The 16900-nt window shown below is 70.5% G+C and carries 21 protein-coding genes and 2 tRNA genes; 11 read left to right on the top strand and 12 right to left on the bottom strand.

Translation table 11 applies throughout. From position 1 onward, the window contains the following. Positions 1-16: 16 nt before the first annotated feature. Entirely contained in the window at positions 17-1105 is a 1089-nt protein-coding gene (aroC, locus tag CYAGR_RS08875) for a chorismate synthase (RefSeq protein WP_015109464.1), read from the top strand. A gap of 9 nt (positions 1106-1114) precedes the next feature. Here aroC and CYAGR_RS08880 read toward each other — a convergent pair whose 3' ends face one another. The 4 genes from CYAGR_RS08880 to psbO all read right to left on the bottom strand — a co-directional run bounded on the left by CYAGR_RS08880 (position 1115) and on the right by psbO (position 5760). Next, complete coding sequence (locus CYAGR_RS08880) at positions 1115-1684, bottom strand: bifunctional 4-hydroxy-2-oxoglutarate aldolase/2-dehydro-3-deoxy-phosphogluconate aldolase (protein ID WP_015109465.1); 570 nt, start codon at positions 1682-1684, stop codon at positions 1115-1117. A gap of 49 nt (positions 1685-1733) precedes the next feature. After that, entirely contained in the window at positions 1734-3578 is a 1845-nt protein-coding gene (gene ftsH3 / locus CYAGR_RS08885) for an ATP-dependent zinc metalloprotease FtsH3 (protein ID WP_015109466.1), read from the bottom strand. Between the two features lie 66 nt (positions 3579-3644). After that, positions 3645-4814 carry a sulfate adenylyltransferase gene (sat, locus tag CYAGR_RS08890; protein ID WP_015109467.1) on the bottom strand — a complete coding sequence of 390 codons (1170 nt, stop codon included), beginning with the start codon at positions 4812-4814 and terminating at the stop codon, positions 3645-3647. Positions 4815-4947: 133 nt separating this feature from the next. Beyond that, complete coding sequence (gene psbO / locus CYAGR_RS08895; protein WP_015109468.1) at positions 4948-5760, bottom strand: photosystem II manganese-stabilizing polypeptide; 813 nt, start codon at positions 5758-5760, stop codon at positions 4948-4950. Between the two features lie 112 nt (positions 5761-5872). On the opposite strand from psbO, the gene CYAGR_RS08900 reads away from it, so the two are divergent. Next, positions 5873-6223, top strand: coding sequence for a hypothetical protein (locus tag CYAGR_RS08900; RefSeq protein WP_015109469.1), 351 nt, complete (start codon positions 5873-5875; stop codon positions 6221-6223). On the opposite strand, the gene coaBC is transcribed toward CYAGR_RS08900, so the two are convergent. Both coaBC and isiD read right to left on the bottom strand, forming a co-directional pair. Beyond that, complete coding sequence (gene coaBC / locus CYAGR_RS08905; RefSeq protein WP_015109470.1) at positions 6189-7547, bottom strand: bifunctional phosphopantothenoylcysteine decarboxylase/phosphopantothenate--cysteine ligase CoaBC; 1359 nt, start codon at positions 7545-7547, stop codon at positions 6189-6191. The two genes, CYAGR_RS08900 and coaBC, sit on opposite strands and share 35 nt — an antisense overlap. Next, positions 7537-7755 carry a protein IsiD gene (gene isiD / locus CYAGR_RS08910; protein ID WP_015109471.1) on the bottom strand — a complete coding sequence of 73 codons (219 nt, stop codon included), beginning with the start codon at positions 7753-7755 and terminating at the stop codon, positions 7537-7539. The genes coaBC and isiD overlap by 11 nt, the downstream gene beginning before the upstream one ends. Positions 7756-7801: 46 nt before the next feature. On the opposite strand from isiD, the gene CYAGR_RS08915 reads away from it, so the two are divergent. From CYAGR_RS08915 to CYAGR_RS08930, 4 genes are all read left to right on the top strand, one after another. Then, positions 7802-7874 (top strand) — tRNA-Ala (locus tag CYAGR_RS08915). 51 nt (positions 7875-7925) lie between these two features. After that, positions 7926-8087 (top strand): PCP reductase family protein, encoded by a 162-nt coding sequence (locus CYAGR_RS08920; protein ID WP_015109472.1) that lies wholly within the window; start codon positions 7926-7928, stop codon positions 8085-8087. Between the two features lie 44 nt (positions 8088-8131). Further along, positions 8132-8329, top strand: a complete 198-nt coding sequence (locus CYAGR_RS08925; RefSeq protein WP_015109473.1) for a hypothetical protein — start codon at positions 8132-8134, stop codon at positions 8327-8329. Between the two features lie 317 nt (positions 8330-8646). After that, positions 8647-8985 carry a DUF565 domain-containing protein gene (locus CYAGR_RS08930; protein ID WP_043326907.1) on the top strand — a complete coding sequence of 113 codons (339 nt, stop codon included), beginning with the start codon at positions 8647-8649 and terminating at the stop codon, positions 8983-8985. 4 nt (positions 8986-8989) lie between these two features. Here the strand turns inward: CYAGR_RS08930 and CYAGR_RS08935 are convergent, their stop codons facing one another. Together CYAGR_RS08935 and CYAGR_RS08940 are read right to left on the bottom strand one after the other, a co-directional pair. Continuing rightward, entirely contained in the window at positions 8990-10000 is a 1011-nt protein-coding gene (locus tag CYAGR_RS08935; RefSeq protein WP_015109475.1) for an aspartate carbamoyltransferase catalytic subunit, read from the bottom strand. Beyond that, positions 9997-10689 carry a DNA-3-methyladenine glycosylase gene (locus CYAGR_RS08940; RefSeq protein ID WP_015109476.1) on the bottom strand — a complete coding sequence of 231 codons (693 nt, stop codon included), beginning with the start codon at positions 10687-10689 and terminating at the stop codon, positions 9997-9999. The genes CYAGR_RS08935 and CYAGR_RS08940 overlap by 4 nt, the downstream gene beginning before the upstream one ends. 136 nt (positions 10690-10825) lie before the next feature. On the opposite strand from CYAGR_RS08940, the gene CYAGR_RS08945 reads away from it, so the two are divergent. Beyond that, positions 10826-11482, top strand: a complete 657-nt coding sequence (locus CYAGR_RS08945; protein WP_015109477.1) for a hypothetical protein — start codon at positions 10826-10828, stop codon at positions 11480-11482. A gap of 122 nt (positions 11483-11604) precedes the next feature. After that, on the top strand, positions 11605-11742 hold the full coding sequence (locus CYAGR_RS18745) for a hypothetical protein (RefSeq protein WP_015109478.1): 138 nt from the start codon (positions 11605-11607) through the stop codon (positions 11740-11742). 32 nt (positions 11743-11774) lie between these two features. Here the strand turns inward: CYAGR_RS18745 and CYAGR_RS08950 are convergent, their stop codons facing one another. After that, the gene (locus tag CYAGR_RS08950) at positions 11775-12194 is read right to left on the bottom strand and encodes a DUF6679 family protein (protein WP_425386778.1); all 420 of its coding nucleotides are present in this window, start codon (positions 12192-12194) and stop codon (positions 11775-11777) included. Here CYAGR_RS08950 and CYAGR_RS08955 point away from each other — a divergent pair. Together CYAGR_RS08955 and gatC are read left to right on the top strand one after the other, a co-directional pair. Further along, complete coding sequence (locus CYAGR_RS08955; protein WP_015109480.1) at positions 12142-12960, top strand: creatininase family protein; 819 nt, start codon at positions 12142-12144, stop codon at positions 12958-12960. The genes CYAGR_RS08950 and CYAGR_RS08955 overlap by 53 nt on opposite strands. A 47-nt stretch (positions 12961-13007) precedes the next feature. Next, positions 13008-13301: an Asp-tRNA(Asn)/Glu-tRNA(Gln) amidotransferase subunit GatC gene (gene gatC / locus CYAGR_RS08960; protein ID WP_015109481.1), complete on the top strand. Its 294-nt coding sequence runs from the start codon at positions 13008-13010 to the stop codon at positions 13299-13301. 9 nt (positions 13302-13310) lie between these two features. Here the strand turns inward: gatC and crtR are convergent, their stop codons facing one another. From crtR to CYAGR_RS08975, 3 genes are all read right to left on the bottom strand, one after another. After that, positions 13311-14330, bottom strand: coding sequence for a beta-carotene hydroxylase (crtR, locus tag CYAGR_RS08965; RefSeq protein ID WP_015109482.1), 1020 nt, complete (start codon positions 14328-14330; stop codon positions 13311-13313). 88 nt (positions 14331-14418) lie between these two features. Beyond that, positions 14419-15969 carry an alpha/beta hydrolase gene (locus tag CYAGR_RS08970; RefSeq protein WP_015109483.1) on the bottom strand — a complete coding sequence of 517 codons (1551 nt, stop codon included), beginning with the start codon at positions 15967-15969 and terminating at the stop codon, positions 14419-14421. A 77-nt stretch (positions 15970-16046) separates the two neighbouring features. Then, positions 16047-16128, bottom strand: a tRNA-Leu gene (locus CYAGR_RS08975). Between the two features lie 94 nt (positions 16129-16222). Here CYAGR_RS08975 and CYAGR_RS08980 point away from each other — a divergent pair. Continuing rightward, positions 16223-16894, top strand: coding sequence for a Ycf66 family protein (locus CYAGR_RS08980; protein WP_015109484.1), 672 nt, complete (start codon positions 16223-16225; stop codon positions 16892-16894). Positions 16895-16900: the final 6 nt, after the last annotated feature.

Raw genomic sequence — 16900 nt, forward strand, 5'->3', positions numbered from 1 at the left:
TGGGCAGGGCGGTGCGATGGGCAGCAGTTTCGGCGATCTCTTCCGGATCAGCACGTTCGGCGAATCCCATGGCGGTGGCGTGGGGGTGATCATCGATGGCTGTCCCCCCCGGCTGCCGCTGGATCTGGAGCAGATCCAGGCCGATCTCGACCGCCGCCGGCCCGGCCAGAGCCGCATCACCACCCCCCGCAAGGAGGAGGACCGGGTCGAGATCCTCAGCGGCCTGCTCGACGGGGTCACGCTCGGGACGCCGATCGCCATGGTGGTGCGCAACAAGGACCAGCGCCCCGGGGACTACCAGGAGATGCAGGTGGCCTTCCGGCCCTCCCACGCCGACGCCACCTACCAGGCCAAATACGGCATCCAGGCCCGCAGCGGCGGCGGCCGCGCCTCGGCCCGGGAAACCATTGGCCGGGTGGCCGCCGGGGCGGTGGCCAAGCAGCTGCTGGCCCGCACCCACGGCACCGAGGTGATCGCCTGGGTGCGCCGGATTCACACCATCGAGGCCACGATCGATCCCGCCAGCGTGAGCCTGGAGGCGGTGGAGGCCAACATCGTGCGCTGCCCTGACGCCGGGACCGCCGAACGGATGATTGAGCGCATCGAGGCGATCGGGCGGGACGGGGATTCCTGCGGCGGGGTGATCGAATGCCTGGTGCGGCGGCCGCCGGTGGGTCTGGGCATGCCGGTGTTCGACAAGCTGGAGGCGGATCTGGCCAAGGCGGTGATGTCGCTGCCGGCCACCAAGGGATTCGAGATCGGCTCCGGCTTCGGTGGCACCCTCCTGCGCGGCAGCGAACACAACGACGCCTTCCTGCCCAGCGACGACGGCCGCCTGCGGACCGCCACCAACAACTCGGGGGGCATCCAGGGGGGCATCAGCAACGGGGAGGAGATCCAGCTGCGGGTGGCCTTCAAGCCCACCGCCACGATCCGCAAGGAACAGCAGACCATCGATGCCACCGGCGCCGCCACCACCCTGGCGGCGAAGGGGCGCCACGACCCCTGCGTGCTGCCCCGGGCCGTGCCGATGGTGGAGGCGATGGTGGCCCTGGTGCTGGCCGATCACCTGCTGCGCCAGCAGGGCCAGTGCAGCCTCTGGTGATTCGCCGGCTCAGGGCCGCGGCGGCAGTTTCGCCAGCACCTGCCGCAGGGGCTCCGGCCCCTGGGCGACCAGCGACGAGCCCAGGGCGACGGCATCGACCCCGGACTCCAGCCAGGGACGCACATCACCCGGCAGAAGACCGCCGGCGGCGATGCAGAACGGGAGCGGCGGGCCGAGGGGATCCCGCAGGCGCCGCCAGTAGCCGATGCCGACGGTGGCGGCAGGGAACAGCTTGACGATCGGACAGCCCAGGGACCGGGCCCGGTTCACCTCCGTGGGTGTCATCACTCCGGGGACCAGGGCGAAGCGGGCCATGGCCGCCGTCTCCAGCAACCCCCCGTCCAGGACGGGGGAGACGCCGTAGGAGAAACCCGCCTCCAGGGCCGCCACCAGGGCCGCGGGGGTGCAGATCGAGGCCGCCCCCAGCTGCAGGTCGGGGAACGCCTCGATCAGGCGCCGGCAGTCGCTGATCCAGCCCGGCCAGGGCCCCCAGGCGATCTCCACATGGCGCACGCCCAGGTCGGCCAGCTGGCCCAGCTGGGGGGCCAGGAGCGCTGGCTGCTCAGCACGAAGCACCACCAGCAGGGGCTGGTGGTGCAGGGACTGGATCAGGGATTCGGAGGGGTGCCTAGACGTAGGCGGCCACCGTCACATCGCGGGAGATGAGCAGCTCCTGGAGCTCTTCGGCATCCACCGTCTCCTTCTCGACCAGGAGCTCGGCCAGCTCATCGAGCACGGCCCGGTTGGCGAGCAGCACCTCGGTGGCCCGGCGGTAGGCGTCGGCCACCAGCTGGGAGACCTCCTCGTCGATGGCGGCGGCGGTGTCCTCGGAGAAGTCGCGCTCGGCGGCGATGTCGCGCCCGAGGAACATGCCCCCCTGGGCGCGGCCCAGGGCGACAGGGCCGAGGCGGTCGCTCATGCCGAAGCGGGTCACCATCTGGCGGGCGACGCGGGCCACCTGCTGGAGGTCATTGGAGGCCCCGGTGGTGACTTCGTCCTCGCCGTAGACGATCTCCTCGGCGACCCGGCCACCGAGGGCCACGGCCATCTGGTTCTGCAGGTAGGAGCGGGAGTAGAGGCCCGACTCCATGCGCTCCTCACTGGGGGTGAAGAAGGTGAGGCCGCCGGCCTGGCCGCGGGGAATGATGCTGATCTTCTGGACGGGGTCGTAGTCGGGCATCAGGGCACCCACCAAGGCATGGCCGGACTCGTGGTAGGCCACCAGGCGCTTGCGGCGCTCGCTCATCACCCGATCCTTCTTCTCGGGGCCGGCCATGACGCGCTCGATGGCGTCGTTGACCTCATCCATCGACACCTCGGCCAGCTGGCGGCGGGCGGCGAGGATGGCCGCTTCGTTGAGCAGGTTGGCCAGGTCGGCGCCGGTGAAGCCGGGGGTGCGGCGGGCCACCTTGTCGAGGTCGACGTCCTTGGCGAGGGTCTTGCCGCGGGCATGGACACCCAGGATCTGCAGACGGCCGGCGTAGTCGGGGCGATCGACCACCACCTGGCGGTCGAAGCGACCCGGCCGCATCAGGGCCGAATCGAGCACGTCGGGGCGGTTGGTGGCCGCCACGATGATGATGCCGGTGTTGCCCTCGAAGCCGTCCATCTCGGTGAGCAGCTGGTTGAGGGTCTGCTCCCGTTCGTCGTTGCCTCCGCCGAGGCCGGCGCCGCGCTGGCGGCCCACGGCGTCGATCTCATCGATGAAGACGATGCAGGGGGCGTTCTTCTTGGCCTGCTCGAACAGGTCGCGCACCCGGCTGGCACCCACGCCCACAAACATCTCGACGAACTCCGAGCCGGAGATCGAGAAGAACGGCACGCCCGCCTCTCCGGCCACGGCCTTGGCCAGCAGCGTCTTGCCGGTGCCCGGAGGGCCCACCAGCAGCACGCCCTTGGGGATCTTGGCGCCGACGGCGGTGAAGCGGTCGGGGTTCTTGAGGAAGTCGACCACCTCGGTGAGCTCGAGCTTGGCGCCCTCGATGCCGGCCACGTCACCGAAGGTGACCTGGGTCTGGGGTTCCATCTGGACCCGGGCCTTGCTCTTGCCGAAGTTCATGGCCGGGTTGCCGCCGCCGCCCTGGGCGCGGCGCAGCAGGAAGAACAGGCCGCCCAGCAGCAGCAGCGGGAAGATCAGGCTGCCGATCGCCTGCTGCCAGGCCGCCGGCTCCCGGTTGGGCTGCACGGCGATGTCGACGTTGTGGTCGGTGAGGAGCTTGAGCAGGTCCTTGTCGGGGGCCAGGTTCACCACGGCGCGCTGGCCGTCGTTCTCCACCACCTGGGCGGTGCCGCGGTCGGGGGAGATCAGCACCCGGGAGATCTCGTTGGCCTGGACGGCCTCGACGAAGTCGCTGTAGCGCAGGGTGCGGGGGGCCCGGGCCGGGTCAGGACGCTCCAGGAAGGCGGTGCCCACGGCGATCATCACGATCACCAGGAGCACGTAGAGCCCCGCGTTGCGCCAGCGTTTCTTCACGACCCTGTCTCCTGTGTGAGAGTGAAAGTAACAGAATGTTAATCGGCGTCCGGGGTCGGACGGGGCTCAGGCCGCGGCCCTGAGCACCTCCACCACGCTACGGAAGGCGAACCATTCCGGGATCTCCTCACCGCCGCGCAGCATCTGGCGGAACTGGGTGCCGCTCAGCTTGCGGATGTGCAGCCCCCGGGCCTGGGCGTGCTCGGCGGTGACGTAGCCCTCCTCCTCGGTGTAGACGAGGTTGAGGGACGGCACCGTCTCCATGCCGAGCTCGGTGGCCTGGTCACGGGCGAAGTCCTGGGCCTCGTAGGGGCCGTAGAAATCCTCGCCGGTGAGGGACGATTTGCAGCCCGCCATGTCGCGGCCAATGATGAAGTGGGTGCATCCGTAGTTCTTGCGGATGATCATGTGCTGCAGGGCCTCCCGGGGGCCGGCCATGTGCATGGCGTAGGGCAGGTAGGCCCAGCGGATGCGGGGGTTGTCCACCTCGGCGGCCAGGCGCTCATAGGTGGCGAAGCGCACCTCGCCGGCGATGTCGTCCTCCTGGGTGGGTCCGCAGGTGGGATGCACCAGCACCACCCCGCCCTTGCTGACGTTGGGGGCCTCGAGGGCGCGGGTGAACAGCTCGTAGTGGGCCCGGTGGATGGGGTTGCGGCACTGGAAGGCCACAACGTCCTGGCCCGCCGGCAGGGTGGCACGCACCTCCACCGGGGTGCTGCACGGGAACACCCGCTGCGGCAGGGCCAGACCCTGGAGGCGGCCGCCCAGGTAGTAGCGGCCCCGCTCGGTGGCGATCATGCGCACCGCCGGGTGTTCCAGGGAGGTGGTGCCGTAACAGCCCTTGGCCTCGACCACCTTGTCGGGCTCCCAGCGGCTCTCCACCGTGAGCACGGCGAGGTCCTGCTCCTGGTAGGTGAGCAGCAGCCGCTCGCCGACGGCGATGGTTTCGTCGTCGGTGTCGAAGACGATCGGCAGGCCGAACAGCAGGCCGCTGGTGGTGCGGTGGCCGGCCACCACCGCGTCGTAGTCCTCCTGGTGCATGAAGCCGCGCAGGGGCGAGAAGCCGCCCACGATCAGCAGCTCCACGTCGCAGGCGTTGCGGTGACTGCACTCCAGCACCTTGCCCACCGAGGCGCGCACACCCTCCTGCTGGTCGGGCGGCACCATCAGATCGACGAGGCTGCCGCCGTGGGGGGCGATCAGGTCGGAGCGGGCGGCGGTGTTGGCGAGCGTCATGGCGACGGGCCGGAGGCTGCACAAGGGATGTCCATCCTCCCAGACCGGCGCTCGGCCATGAAAAAAGGGGCCCGCGGGCCCCTGGGATCAACGGCTTGTCAGGAGGGGAACCGGAAAGAGCCCGGCCCTGGCCTCAGACCTGCTCGAGACGGCCGTAGAGCTCGCCGGTGATCTTGACGTCGACGACGGCCTTGGTGCCCATGTCGGTATCAGAGGGCTGGATGGCGGTGAACACCCCGGCGAACTCACCGGTGCTGGGATCGACCTTGGTGATCGAGAGGTCCATGGTGCCGGAGCCATCCACGTAGCGCTTGACGGTTTCCCCGGCGAACTCATCACCGGCGGGAACCAGACCCACGGCGCTGCTGTAGCCGGTGGTCAGGCCCCGGCCCTTGGGATCCAGGAAGTTGCTGGTGCGGTAGCTGGGGGCGCGGTACTCGCCCTTGAGGTCGGTGCTGGTGGAGAAGGAGGTGCCGGCGGCGGAGGCCTTGAGCTCCTTGCTGGAGAACATGAAGGGCACTTCCTCACCGCCGGGCATCAGCACGGTGATCGGCTGGAAGTCGATGCCACCCAGCTCCTTGAAGGTGAGCTTGTCACCGCTGACCTTGAGGTCGCCGTAGACCTGATCGAGGCTGGAGGTGTAACGGGTGAGGATCTTGCCGGCGACGAACTGGGCTTCCTGGCGCTTGTTGGCGGGCTCCCCCTTCACGAAGACCTCGGAGGGGTGCATGCAGATCTCCTTGAGCTGGTAAGTCGCCGAGGGATCCAGGGAGATCGTGCCGCGGGCGGAGTCGGGCAGGGTCGGGCAGTCATTCGCCAGACCGGTGTTGTGGATGTCTTCGTAGGTGAGATTGGCCCGATCAACGGCCTTGGCCCCGCCGCTGCATGCGGACACCAGGGTCAGGCACAGAGCCAGCACGAGGGCCAGCAGGGGACGGAAACGCATGGGGAGAAGCCGCAGAGACGGAACAGGAACTGGGCTGGCCGGGATCCTACCGGTGCAAAACGCCCATTCCAGGTGGCTTGCGTGGGCTCTCAACAACCTGTATGAGAGGGAGATGTCCCTGAGCCGCACCCACCCGATCGACGAATCCACGCCCGTCGCGCCGCCGTCCGCACCCGCCTCCGACCCGGCAGCTGACCCCGAGCTCCAGGGGGCCCTCGACACCCTGCTGAGGATCGCCGAGCGGCGCGCCGAGCAGCCCGAGGCCCTGCTCGATCTGCTCCGCCGCATCGAGCACCTGCACCGCAGCATCCAGGACGGTCCCTTCCGCAGCAGCCTCCCCAGCGACCGCAACGGCCTGTTCACCCTGCTCTCCGAGATGGAAGGCAGCGGGGGCTGGCCCTACATCCCCCGGCTGCAACTGCGCACGTTCATGGATCTGCTGGCGCCCGATCCGGAGACCTGAGCGCCGCCGCTTCCGCGAGCGCCGAGAGCAGCCGGTGGGCCAGGGCCAGCTTGCCGGTGGGGCCCACCTGGCTCTCCCGCCCCCGGGGACCCAGCAGCCAGCCTTCGTTGCCGGCCGATCCAAACCCCGCTCCGGCCCGGTCGATGGGGTTAGCGAACAGCAGATCGCAGCCCTTGCGGGCGAACTTGGCCCGGGCTTCCTGGAGCACCTCGCCGCTCTGGGCGGCGAACCCCAGGATCGCCTGGGCCGGAGGGCGACGCCGCACCAGGGCCGCCAGCAGGTCGGGCACGGGCTCCCAGCCAGCGGTGAGGGAGGCCTCCAGCGCCTCCTTGGCGAGCTTGCGGCCCTCGGGGCGGCGGCGGCGGTGATCGGCGACGGCGGCGGCCATGGCGATGGCATCGGCGCCGTCCTGAAGCCGCAGCAGCGCCGCCTCCATCTCCGCCGCGGTGACGACGGGGTGGCAGTGGAGGCCCTCCAGCCAGGCCGGGTCGACCGCCAGCGGGCCATGGACCAGATCGACCGTGGCACCGCGCAGGCGGGCGGCCTGGGCCAGCAGCACCCCCATGCGTCCGGTGCTGGGGTTGGTGAGGCAGCGGGCCGGATCGAGGGCCTCCCGGGTTGGCCCGGCACTGACCAGCAGGCGGCGGCCCTGCCAGTCGCGGCGGCAGCCGGCCACCAGCACCGACTCCAGCGCCAGCAGCAGCAGCGCCGGGTCGGCCATGCGCCCATCGCCCACCCGGTCGCAGGCCAGCAGGCCGCTGCCCGGCTCCAGGGGCAGCACCCGCTCCCAGCCCTGCAGCTCCCGCCAGTTGCGGCACACCGCCGGGGCGGCCCACATGGCGCTGTTCATGGCCGGGGCAGCCAGCACGGGGGCCTCACAGGCGATCAGGGTGCTGGCCAGCAGGGTGTCGGCCATCCCGTGCACCCAGCGGGCCAGGCTGGTGGCGCTGAGGGGGGCCAGCAGCACCACCTCGGCCCACTCGGCCAGGGCGATGTGCAGGGGCCTGGATTCCTTATGGCTCCACTGGTCGGCCTCGATGTGGCAGGCGGCGCGGCTGAGGCTGGCCAGGGCCACCGCGCTCACCAGCCGCTCGGCGCCGGGGCTGAGCACACAGCGCACCAGGGCCCCGCGCTGCACCAGGGCGCTGACGAGCTGGGGGAGCTTGACCGCGGCGATGCTGCCGCTGATCAGCACCAGCACGCGACGCCCGGCGAGGGGGTCGGCAGGGCCGGCCAGGTCGGTGGGGCTGGCTGGGTGGGTGGGGCTGTCGGGGACGCCCGTCAGTAGCTCAAGCCGCTCCTCGGCGTCCTCCTCACTCCTCATCGAAGGGTTCCTGATCCACCAGATGGACGTAGGGCCGGATCAGGTCGGGGCGGTGGATGGCCAGGGCCCGCAGCAGGTGCCAGTCGGCGAGGCCCGCGAACGGCGTGGGGTAGTCATCGTCCTCGAGGCGTCGGGCGAGCTCGGCGATGGACTCCTCATCGAAGGCCGCGAGCCGCTCGGGGGTGATGGACAGGCTGGAATCAACCAAGGGGGCGGCCGGGGAGGGGGACGGGATGGTGATAATGGCGATCGAAGGGGAATTAGCTCAGCTGGTAGAGCGCTGCGATCGCACCGCAGAGGTCAGGGGTTCGAGTCCCCTATTCTCCATCCACCATTCTCCCCGGCCGGGCTCCCGGAAGCCCCGGCCCACACCCGCCGATGGACTGGAGCAGCGACGCGGAAGCCAGCCTCAGGGAGATCCCGTTCGTGGTGCGGCCGATCATCCGCCGGCGGATCGAGTCCCTGGCCCGCGAGGCCGGCCTGGAGGGTGTGGATCTCGCCTTCTACCAGCAGGCCAAGGAGCGTTTCGGGCGGAAGTGAATCGGCGATGGGGTAAAAGAGGGGGTTGATCAGGGGCCCGCTCAATGTCGCAGTCCAAACGCGAACAGGTTGTCAGTCATCTGCGCTACATCCGCCAGGAGCTGCGGGAGATGCACCAGGGAGTCATGGAGGACGGCCTGCTGCCGGAGGCCGGTGAGGTACGGGGTGTGATGGCCCAGATGGAGGCCCTGCTGGAGCTTCTGGAAGGCAAAGGATCCCGCAAGAAGGACGGGGACGGCTAATCGCGACGTCTGAGAACGACCACGCCACCCGTCAAGCCCCCGCAGGGACGCTCCGGTCAGCGGCTGCCCCCCCTTGCCCGACCCGCTGGAGATTGGTTTGCTGGTGTTGTCCCCATCACCCCGCCCGGGCCTCGGCCTCGGGCTTTTTTATTGGCATCCCCTATCGGTGGGGGGAAAATGCTGTCAAGACGCCAGAGATGGTGTAGACAAGGAATCGCAGGGATTGGGCCGGGTGATGGGGATCACCGCCAGCGGCTTTCCACCCTTGGGTGGTGAGCCCCCTGCTCCCCTTTCCACCCAGCGGCAGGTTCGCACTGTTGCCTCCCCGCTTCCAGCAGACCCGATTCCAGCAGCGGATCACCCAGTCCGGCAACCTGCTGGAGGCCTGGGCGCAAAACCCCTGGCGCCGCCTGTCCCTGCTGCTGATCGTGCTGCTGGGCGGCTTCGTGATCGGCGGCAGTGTCGGCTCGATCACCGGTGCCCTCTCCCTGTTCGATCCCCTCGGCGCCCTGGTGTGTGTGCTGGCCATCGAGCTGGCGGCCCGGGTGCGGGGCCGGCTGCTGGCCCAGCCGCTGAAGCTGCGGTTGCAGGTGCTGGACATGGCCCGCATGGGCCTGCTCTACGGCCTGCTGCTGGATGGCTTCAAGCTGCTCTGAGCCCTCAGACGGCGGCCAGCAGATAAAGCAGGGCCATCCGGATCGGAATGCCGTTGCGGACCTGCTCCTCCACCAGGCTGCGGCCGGGATCATCGAGCAGCTCGCCGGCGATCTCCACCCCCCGGTTCACCGGGCCGGGGTGCAGCACCGGCACGGCGTCGCCGCAGAGGGCGAGGCGCCGGTGGCTGAGGCCATACTGGCGGTGGTAGGTGTCCAGGCTGGTGAGCAGGTGCTGCTGCATCCGCTCCTTCTGCAGGCGCAGGGTCATGACGGCATCGGCCCCGGGCAGGGCCTCCTCCAGGCGCCGCTCGACCCGCACTCGGCCCCGGGCGGCCACCGGATCAGCCCCCTGGCCCGGCGGCGGGGCCAGCACGAAGTCGGCGAAGCAATCGGGCAGCAGGGTGGCCGGCCCGCAGAGCACCACGTCGGCACCGCAGGCGGTGAGGGCCCAGAGGTTGGAGCGGGCCACCCGGGAATGGAGCACGTCGCCGACGATGACGATGCGGCGGCCCCGCAGGCTGGCGGGGGAGGGGGCCTCGGGTTCGAAATGCCGCGCCAGGGTGAACAGGTCGAGCAGACCCTGGCTGGGGTGGCTGTGCAGGCCATCGCCGGCGCTGAGCACCGACACGCGCTCACCGCAGCGGTCGAGGTCGCGGGCGAGGCTGTGGGGCACCCCGGCGCAGCGGTGGCGGACCACCAGGATGTTGGCGCCCATCGCCACGTAGGTGCGGGCGGTGTCCAGCAGGCTCTCCCCCTTGCTCAGGGAGCTCGACGACGGCGAGAAGCTCTGCACCTCCGCCGAGAGCCGTTTAGCGGCCAGCTCGAAGCTGCTGCGCGTGCGGGTGCTGGGCTCGAAGAACAGGCTGGTCATCAGCCGGCCCTGGAGGGCGGGCAAGCGGCGCGCACCGGCCACCGGCAGGGCCCGGAAGCGCTGGGCCAGTTCGAGAAGGGTGGCGAAGTCGTCGACCGAGAAGGTCGCCAGGTCCAGCACGTGGCGGTGACTCCAGCCGCTCAAGGCGTTCTGCTCCCGTCGAACGCCCCAACCGTAGAGGCCAGCAGGGCGGCGAGCCGATCGTGTCGGGGCGTGCGATCGCCGCGGGCCCGCCGGCTGACACTGCGGCTGGCGCGCAGGTACCAGCGCCAGGGCAGCTCCTGCCCCTGGGAGACGCCGATGCGCTGCGTCTGCAGCAGCAGCGCCTCCCCCTGCGGCCCTGGCCCCTCCAGCAGCGCCGCCACCTCGGGCAGCCGCGGGGCCAGCCACAGGCCTGAAGCCGGCTCGGCGATCCGGCCGTCCTGACGGCGGTCGATGGCGAAGCGGCGGGCTAGCAGGCCGGGGCCGGCCGCCGCCCGCTCCGGTGCCCCCGGCAGGGCAGCCGCCCGCAGCAGCACCCCGTTGGCCCAGTCCCGCCGGCCGGTGACCACGTTGACGCAGTGGTGCACGCCGTAGGTCAGGTAGACGTAGAACCGGCCGGGCTCCCCGAACAGGGTGTCGTTGCTGGCCGAGCGGCGGCGGTGGCCATGGCAGGCCGGCTCGCTCTGGCAGTAGGCCTCGGTTTCGACGATCACGCCCCACAGCAGGGCGCCCGAGGCCTGGCGCCGCAGCAGCAGGCAGCCGATGAGCTCCGGGGCCACCAGCTCGGCGGGGCGGGGGAAGAAGGACGGGGGGAGGGGAGGAACCGGAGGGTCGTGGCAGCTGGTCACCATGGGGCGGCCTCCGGCCGAGTCTGCAGCCAGGTCGCTGGCTTTTCCGTTGCGTTCTGCATCCCGTGTCCCTTGGTACGGCAGGGAGGGACTCGGCTGGCTTAACCAGGTCTTAACCAAGGGATAACGTTCGGCGGCCATGGCGAAGCGCTACTCCATTCTCGATCGGCTGCGCTTCACCCGGACAGGCCTGAAGGCTCGCCTCGATTACCTGAAGTCCAGGTACATCTTTGTGCATGTCCCCCGGTGCGGAGGCACCTATGCCGCCACCCTGATTCACGGCCGCCCCCTCGGGCACCTCTATGCCGATTTCATCCGGCGCCAGCTGCTGGGCGATCGCCTCTATGCCGCCCGAACGTCCGTCGCCTTTGTTCGCTGTCCCGTCGAGCGGCTGATTTCGGCCTACTGCTTCTCGCTTCGCGGCGGCACCGAGCTGGTGTCCCAGTTTCCGCTGCACAGGCCTCCCCGCTGGGCCCTGACGGACTTTCGGACCTTCTGTGAGGACTGGCTGTTTCAGCAGAGCCTGCATCGGGTCGATTTCATCTTCCGGCCCCAGAGCTGGTGGCTGTTCGACGAATCCGGCCACATGATCGTTGATGAGGTCAGCCATCTGAGCCGGCTGGATTCCTGGCTTCAGGAGAAGGGCTTCACCAGCGAAGACAGCCCGGTGAAGGTGAACGCCTCGGAGCAGGGCCTGGCCGAGGAAGCGCGCCGGGCGCTGTGTCCCTCCCTGATCGGCTCGATCCGGGATTTCTATGCCCAGGACCTCGAGCTGCTCAGCGCCCACCTCGCCTGACGCAGAACCGCCGACGGTGCGGGGAAGCGGACCGGAGGCCGGCCCAGGACGCGCTGGACGCGCCGGCGGGCCACACTGGCCTCAGCGCTGAACAGTCCTACCCCCTGATCAACGCCCTTTCCATGGAAACCGCCAGCTTCAACCTCGGCACCGTCCTGCTGGCCGTCAGCGGCCTGTTCGTGCTGACCACCCTCTTCTTCGGCACCAAGGGGGGCTATTACGACACCGACGACTACGACGGCAACGGCACCGCCCACTGAGGCCTGGCAGCCGGCGGCCATCGAGCCAGCGATCAGGAACTGCCGAGGCGTTCGGCCTCGGGACAGTCGCCGGTGGTGGGCAGGTCGTCGGCATCGGCGGAGCGGCTCACTGAAGCCAGCCGGGTGCTGACGGCTCCGATCGAGGCCAGCCGGACGCTCTCCTCCCAGCTGTGGCGCTCGTCGCCGTCCTCGTCGTCGTAGCGGAGGGTGACCAGATCGCCCTCGATCTCCACCACCAGGGCCCGCTCGATCCAGCGCTGCTGATCCAGCAGGTAGACCCAGACCGGACGCTGCTCCAGGCGAAATCGGTCGAGCTTGCGATGCAGCATCGTGACGCCGCGGATAGGGTCGATCCTAGGCAGCACGGCGCCGGCCGCCATGTTCACCATGACCCGATCGATGCCCAGCACCGCCCCAGGCCCCAGCACGGTTCCGGGCCCCGTGGCCAGCAACGAGGCGATCCGGCTGCAGCTGCGCAGCTGGCCCGAGGTGGAGGAGTACCTGACCCGCTGCCGGGGGGTGATCGTGCCGCTGGGGTCCACCGAGCAGCACGGGCCCACCGGCGCCATCGGCACCGACGCCCTCACCGCCGAGGCCGTGGCCCTGGAGGTGGGTCGCCGCACCGGGGTGCTGGTGACGCCCGCCCAGGCCTTCGGCATGGCCGAGCACCATCTGGGCTTCGCCGGCACGATCAGCCTGCAGCCGTCCACCCTGCTGGCCGTGCTCCATGACGTGGTGCTCTCGCTGGCCCGCCACGGCTTCGAGCGCATCTACGTGATCAACGGCCACGGCGGCAACATCGCCACCGCCCGGGCCGCCTTCGCCCAGGCCTACGGCACCGCCGCCGCCCGGGGGCTGCCGGGCGCCCAGCGACTGCGCTGCCGTCTGGCCAACTGGTTCACCGCCGGCCCGGTGATGCGGGAGGCCCGCGACCGCTACGGCGACCGGGAGGGGCACCATGCCACCCCCAGCGAGATCGCCCTCACCCTGCACCTGGAGCCCAGCCTCAACGCCAAGCAGCGGCCCCTGCCGGAAGCCGCCCCGGCCGGACCGATTCATGGCCCCGAGGACTTCCGCCGCCGCCATCCCGATGGCCGCATGGGCTCCGACCCGTTCCTGGCCAGCGCCGAGCATGGCGCCCGCTTCCTGGAGCTGGCGGCGGCGGCCCTGGCCGACGACCTGGCCGACTTCCTGGGGCCGGACGGGGAAGCGAGCTGAGGCAGAGAGGCCGCGGCTAGGTTCGGACGACGACGACGAGCGCGACGATGGAGCGGATCACGGCCGACGATGTGCGCAAGGTGGCCCAGCTGGCCCGCCTGGCCCTGCCCGAGGAACGGATCGCCACCTACACCATTCAGCTGGAGCGGATCCTGGATTACGTGGCCCACCTCGAGCAGGTGGACACCGAAGGGGTGCCCCCCACCACCCGGGCGGTGGAGGTGGTCAACGTCACCCGCCCCGACGCGGTGGATCCCACCCCGGTGCGCGAGGAGCTGCTCTCCCTGGCCCCCCAGCGGGAGGGGGATTTCTTCCGGGTGCCCAAGATCCTGGGCGACTGAAGCCTGGCCTCAGCGCACCGGCGAGATGGCGGTGCGGTGCAGCAGTTCGAGCACCCGCCGGCGGGCATGGCGGGTGGGCATCAGCCGGGCCAGGGGACGCAGACGGCTGCGGCGCTTCTTGTGGGAGCGCACGCCGAGAAAGATATCGTAGAGGAAGTTGAGGCTGTCGGCGCGGCTCTCGAACAATCCGAGCCGCTGGGGTGAACCCTTGGCATCGAGAATCGGCTTGGTGGCGTGATACGCCGGCTGGTACTCGAACCAGGGGATCGACGGCCAGAGATGGTGAATCAGGTGGTAGTTCTGGCCCATGATCAGCCAGTTCATCAGCCTGCTCGGGTAGACGCGGGCGTTGTGCCAGCGGTTGCGGGACTGGAAGGGCCGGTGGGGGAGGTAATCGAAGAACAGACCGAGGGTGACGCCCACCATCAGGGCCGGGGCGAACCAGCAGTTGAAGACGAACGGCAGGAAGTGATGCCGGGCGGCCGCCACCACGATCAGCACGAAGATGGTGCGGGCCAGGACCCACTCGAACAGTTCATTGTGGCGCCAGAGGCGATGGCGGAAGAAGAAGACTTCGTGATAGAAGAAGCGCGGCGCGATCAGCCACAGGGGCCCGAAGGTGCTGACGATGTGGTCGGGATCGAGCTTGGGGTCGTTGACGTGGGCGTGGTGCTGCAGATGCACCCGGGTGAACACCGGGAAACTGAAGCCCAGCAGCAGGGCCGCCCCATGGCCCATCACCGCGTTCCAGATGCGGTTGGGATGGGCGGCGTTGTGGCAGGCGTCGTGGATGACGGTGCCCTCCAGGTGCAGGGCCAGGAAGCCCAGGGCCAGCAGGGCCGGCAGGGGCCAGCCACCCACGAACCAACCCCAGATCGTCAGGGCCGCCAGGCCATAGCCCGCCAGGAACAGGCCCACCGTGGGGTTCCAGGCGGCGGGGGGATCCAGGTACTCCCTGGGGACACTGAGCCGCGGCACGGGCGTGGTCGAAGCCACGGAGGCGGACGTGGGTGCCAGCGTGTCTGTCATGACCTGGGCCAGGTCCGGATCCCCATCGGAGGCCCCAGATTACGGAAGACGCCAGGTCGGCGCGACACGGCGGCCCGGGACGGAGCGGTCATGGCTGGTTGGGGCCCAGCGGCAGGCTGCGCAGGCTGCCGGTGATGTCCACCAGGGGGAACTCGGTGGCTCCCCAGCCATCGGGGGGCAGCAGCGGCGGCGCGTCCGGGCCCGGGGCCACCGCGGCACCGGCGGCGAAGGCACCGTCGGTCCAGGCGAGCAGCAGCCCCCGCAGGGCGCCGCCGCCGTTAGCGAAGTGGGAGCGCAGGTTGAAGTGGTCGCCATCCTTGGCCAGCACAAGCCGGTGGCCGCCGCCGGCGTTGCGCGCCTCCATCGCCATGGGGCGCAGCGCCTCAGGGCCAGAGGGCACCACCCAGTCGCGGCTGCCGCTCACCAGCAGCACCCGGCCGCCCATGGCCCTGGCTGAACCCTGATCGAACAGCAGCGACATCGGCGGACTGACCGCCACCACCGCCTTGACCCGGGGGTCGGCCAGGCCGGCCTGGTCGGCGGAGCTGAGGAAACTGCACTGCAGCACCCAGCTGACATTGCGGGCCGGATTGGTGACGTCGTCGCAGAAGCGCTTGAGCAGGGCCGCACTGGGCCGGGCCCCGGCCAGCTGCAGCACCGTGGTGGCGCCGTAGGACTGGCCCATGGCCACGACGGCGTCGGTGCGGAGCCCCGCCGGCAACCCCAGGCTGCCGGCCGCGGCCGCATCGATGGCCGAGGTCATGTCCATGGGCCGCAACCGCAGATCCTCCGGCTTGGGGGGCGGCACCTGGCCGGAGAGCATGGCCTGCTGCTGCGACCTGTCGCTGCCGGGGTGGCGGGGCAGCAGCACGGTGTAGCCGTGGCTGGCCAGGTGCCGGCCCCAGCCCTCGAAGCTTTCGGGATCGTCCCAGAGGCCGTGGGAAATCAGCACCAGCCGGCCATTGGAGCCGGTTTCCGGCTGGATCGTGACCACCTGCAGGGGCTTGGGGCGGTGGGTGACGGGGATCGCCAGCTCCTGACGCTTCACCGCCAGGGAGCCGGCCTGGCTGAGGGCCGGGCTGATTCCGGCGGCGGGCAGGGAGGCCACCAGCTGGTTGCCCAGGCGCTGCTGGCGGGTGAGTCGATCGATGGCGAAGACCACCCGCTGCAGATCCACCGTGGCGCTCTGGCCGGGCAGGGCCTCGAGCACCTCCAGCAGGTTCAGGCTGCCCTTGGCCTGGCTGCTCTCCAGGGAGGCCGCCAGCTGGCTGGAGTCGAGCGGCTGGCGCACCCCCTCGACCAGCACCACCGACGAGATCAGCAGCAGCACCTGGTTGACCAGGGGTGAACCCACCGACTGCTCGGCGAGAGCCTTGAGCGGCAGGGGCAGGGGCGTCTGGAAGGCCTCCACCAGCCGGCGGCCGATGGCGCCGTTGGTGGCCCGGTCCAGCTCCGCGAGGTCACTGTTGCCGGAGAGCAGGCTGCGCTGATCCCTCAGCTCGCGGATCTGGACCGTGAACGCCGTCTCGAGCAGGGGCAGGGTGAGCTGGATCTCCTCCAGCGCCCGGACGGGAGCCGCCGCCAGCAGCGGTCCCACGCCCAAAAGCAGCGCCGTGAGCTGGCGGAGAGGGCTCGTCATGCAGGCATTCCCATTAATGGGAAGCGTAGGTGCGCCCTCGAAGCCGCACCTCGGGGCGGGCCCGGATCCGTCAGGGATGCCCACCGGGGGACTTGAACCCCCACGACCTGAGCCACTGGAACCTAAATCCAGCGCGTCTACCAATTCCGCCAGGTGGGCCTGGCTGGACTTTAGACAGGCCGGCCGGTGCGATCCGTCGGCGGCGGCGCCCCGGTGGTCACCGCCCAGAATGGGACCAGACGTCGCCCCGGCCATGCTTGCCACCCTCGGAGGCTTCCTGGCCCTGCTGCTCGGCACGCTGCTGCTGCTGCTGCCCCTGCTGGCCTCGGAGCTGAGCCGGGCCAGGGATTCGGTGTGGGGGGCGCTGGTGCTGCTGCTGGGCCTGGTGCTCGTCACCAGCGCCGAGCGGCTCACCGGTGCGCCGATGCTGGCGGTGCTCTGCGGCGGCCTGCTGATCGGCCGGCTCGGGGTGGAGGTGGGCCAGGCCCGCTGGCGCCTGCTCAGTGACGAGGAACGCCAGCGGCTCTGGTCGTGGGAGCGCTGGCGGACCAGCCTCAGCCAGGTCGGGGCCTCCCTGGCGCGGCTGCTGCAGCTGGCCGGGGGCCTGGCCAGCGGCCTGGGGGCCTGGCTGGCGGAACGGCGCGCCGCGCGCCCCGCCAGCACCAAGAAGTGGGTGCGGCCCGAGGCGGACGCTGCCGCCCCAGCAGCGGCACCCGAGGCAGCCGAGGTGGTCGAGGCCGAGGCGGAGACGGCCGAGGCGAGCGGCGATGGGCCCCTGGTGGTCAGCGACTTCGAGGCGATCGACGCCCTGCTGGAGCAGGCCATCCCGGAGGCCCCGCCGGATGCTGCGCCGGAGGCAACGCCGGAAGCCCCGCCCGAGCCGGTGACGCCGCTGCCGGAGGAGGGTCTCGGCGAGGCGGGATAATCCAGC

The sequence above is a fragment of the Cyanobium gracile PCC 6307 genome (assembly GCF_000316515.1).
Lineage (GTDB): Bacteria > Cyanobacteriota > Cyanobacteriia > PCC-6307 > Cyanobiaceae > Cyanobium > Cyanobium gracile.

Excerpts from the sequence above, each read along its gene's own strand:
- CYAGR_RS08970 (WP_015109483.1), bottom strand. The coding sequence starts at position 15,969 with ATGACGAGCCCTCTCCGCCAGCTCACGGCGCTGCTTTTGGGCGTGGGA.
- gatC (WP_015109481.1), top strand. The coding sequence starts at position 13,008 with ATGGAGCGGATCACGGCCGACGATGTGCGCAAGGTGGCCCAGCTGGCC.
- CYAGR_RS08945 (WP_015109477.1), top strand. The coding sequence starts at position 10,826 with ATGGCGAAGCGCTACTCCATTCTCGATCGGCTGCGCTTCACCCGGACA.
- CYAGR_RS18745 (WP_015109478.1), top strand. The coding sequence starts at position 11,605 with ATGGAAACCGCCAGCTTCAACCTCGGCACCGTCCTGCTGGCCGTCAGC.
- CYAGR_RS08980 (WP_015109484.1), top strand. The coding sequence starts at position 16,223 with ATGCTTGCCACCCTCGGAGGCTTCCTGGCCCTGCTGCTCGGCACGCTG.
- CYAGR_RS08920 (WP_015109472.1), top strand. The coding sequence starts at position 7,926 with ATGGACTGGAGCAGCGACGCGGAAGCCAGCCTCAGGGAGATCCCGTTC.
- coaBC (WP_015109470.1), bottom strand. The coding sequence starts at position 7,547 with ATGAGGAGTGAGGAGGACGCCGAGGAGCGGCTTGAGCTACTGACGGGC.
- CYAGR_RS08940 (WP_015109476.1), bottom strand. The coding sequence starts at position 10,689 with ATGGTGACCAGCTGCCACGACCCTCCGGTTCCTCCCCTCCCCCCGTCC.
- crtR (WP_015109482.1), bottom strand. The coding sequence starts at position 14,330 with ATGACAGACACGCTGGCACCCACGTCCGCCTCCGTGGCTTCGACCACG.
- aroC (WP_015109464.1), top strand. The coding sequence starts at position 17 with ATGGGCAGCAGTTTCGGCGATCTCTTCCGGATCAGCACGTTCGGCGAA.
- CYAGR_RS08925 (WP_015109473.1), top strand. The coding sequence starts at position 8,132 with ATGTCGCAGTCCAAACGCGAACAGGTTGTCAGTCATCTGCGCTACATC.
- CYAGR_RS08900 (WP_015109469.1), top strand. The coding sequence starts at position 5,873 with ATGTCCCTGAGCCGCACCCACCCGATCGACGAATCCACGCCCGTCGCG.
- CYAGR_RS08955 (WP_015109480.1), top strand. The coding sequence starts at position 12,142 with ATGCCCAGCACCGCCCCAGGCCCCAGCACGGTTCCGGGCCCCGTGGCC.
- sat (WP_015109467.1), bottom strand. The coding sequence starts at position 4,814 with ATGACGCTCGCCAACACCGCCGCCCGCTCCGACCTGATCGCCCCCCAC.
- psbO (WP_015109468.1), bottom strand. The coding sequence starts at position 5,760 with ATGCGTTTCCGTCCCCTGCTGGCCCTCGTGCTGGCTCTGTGCCTGACC.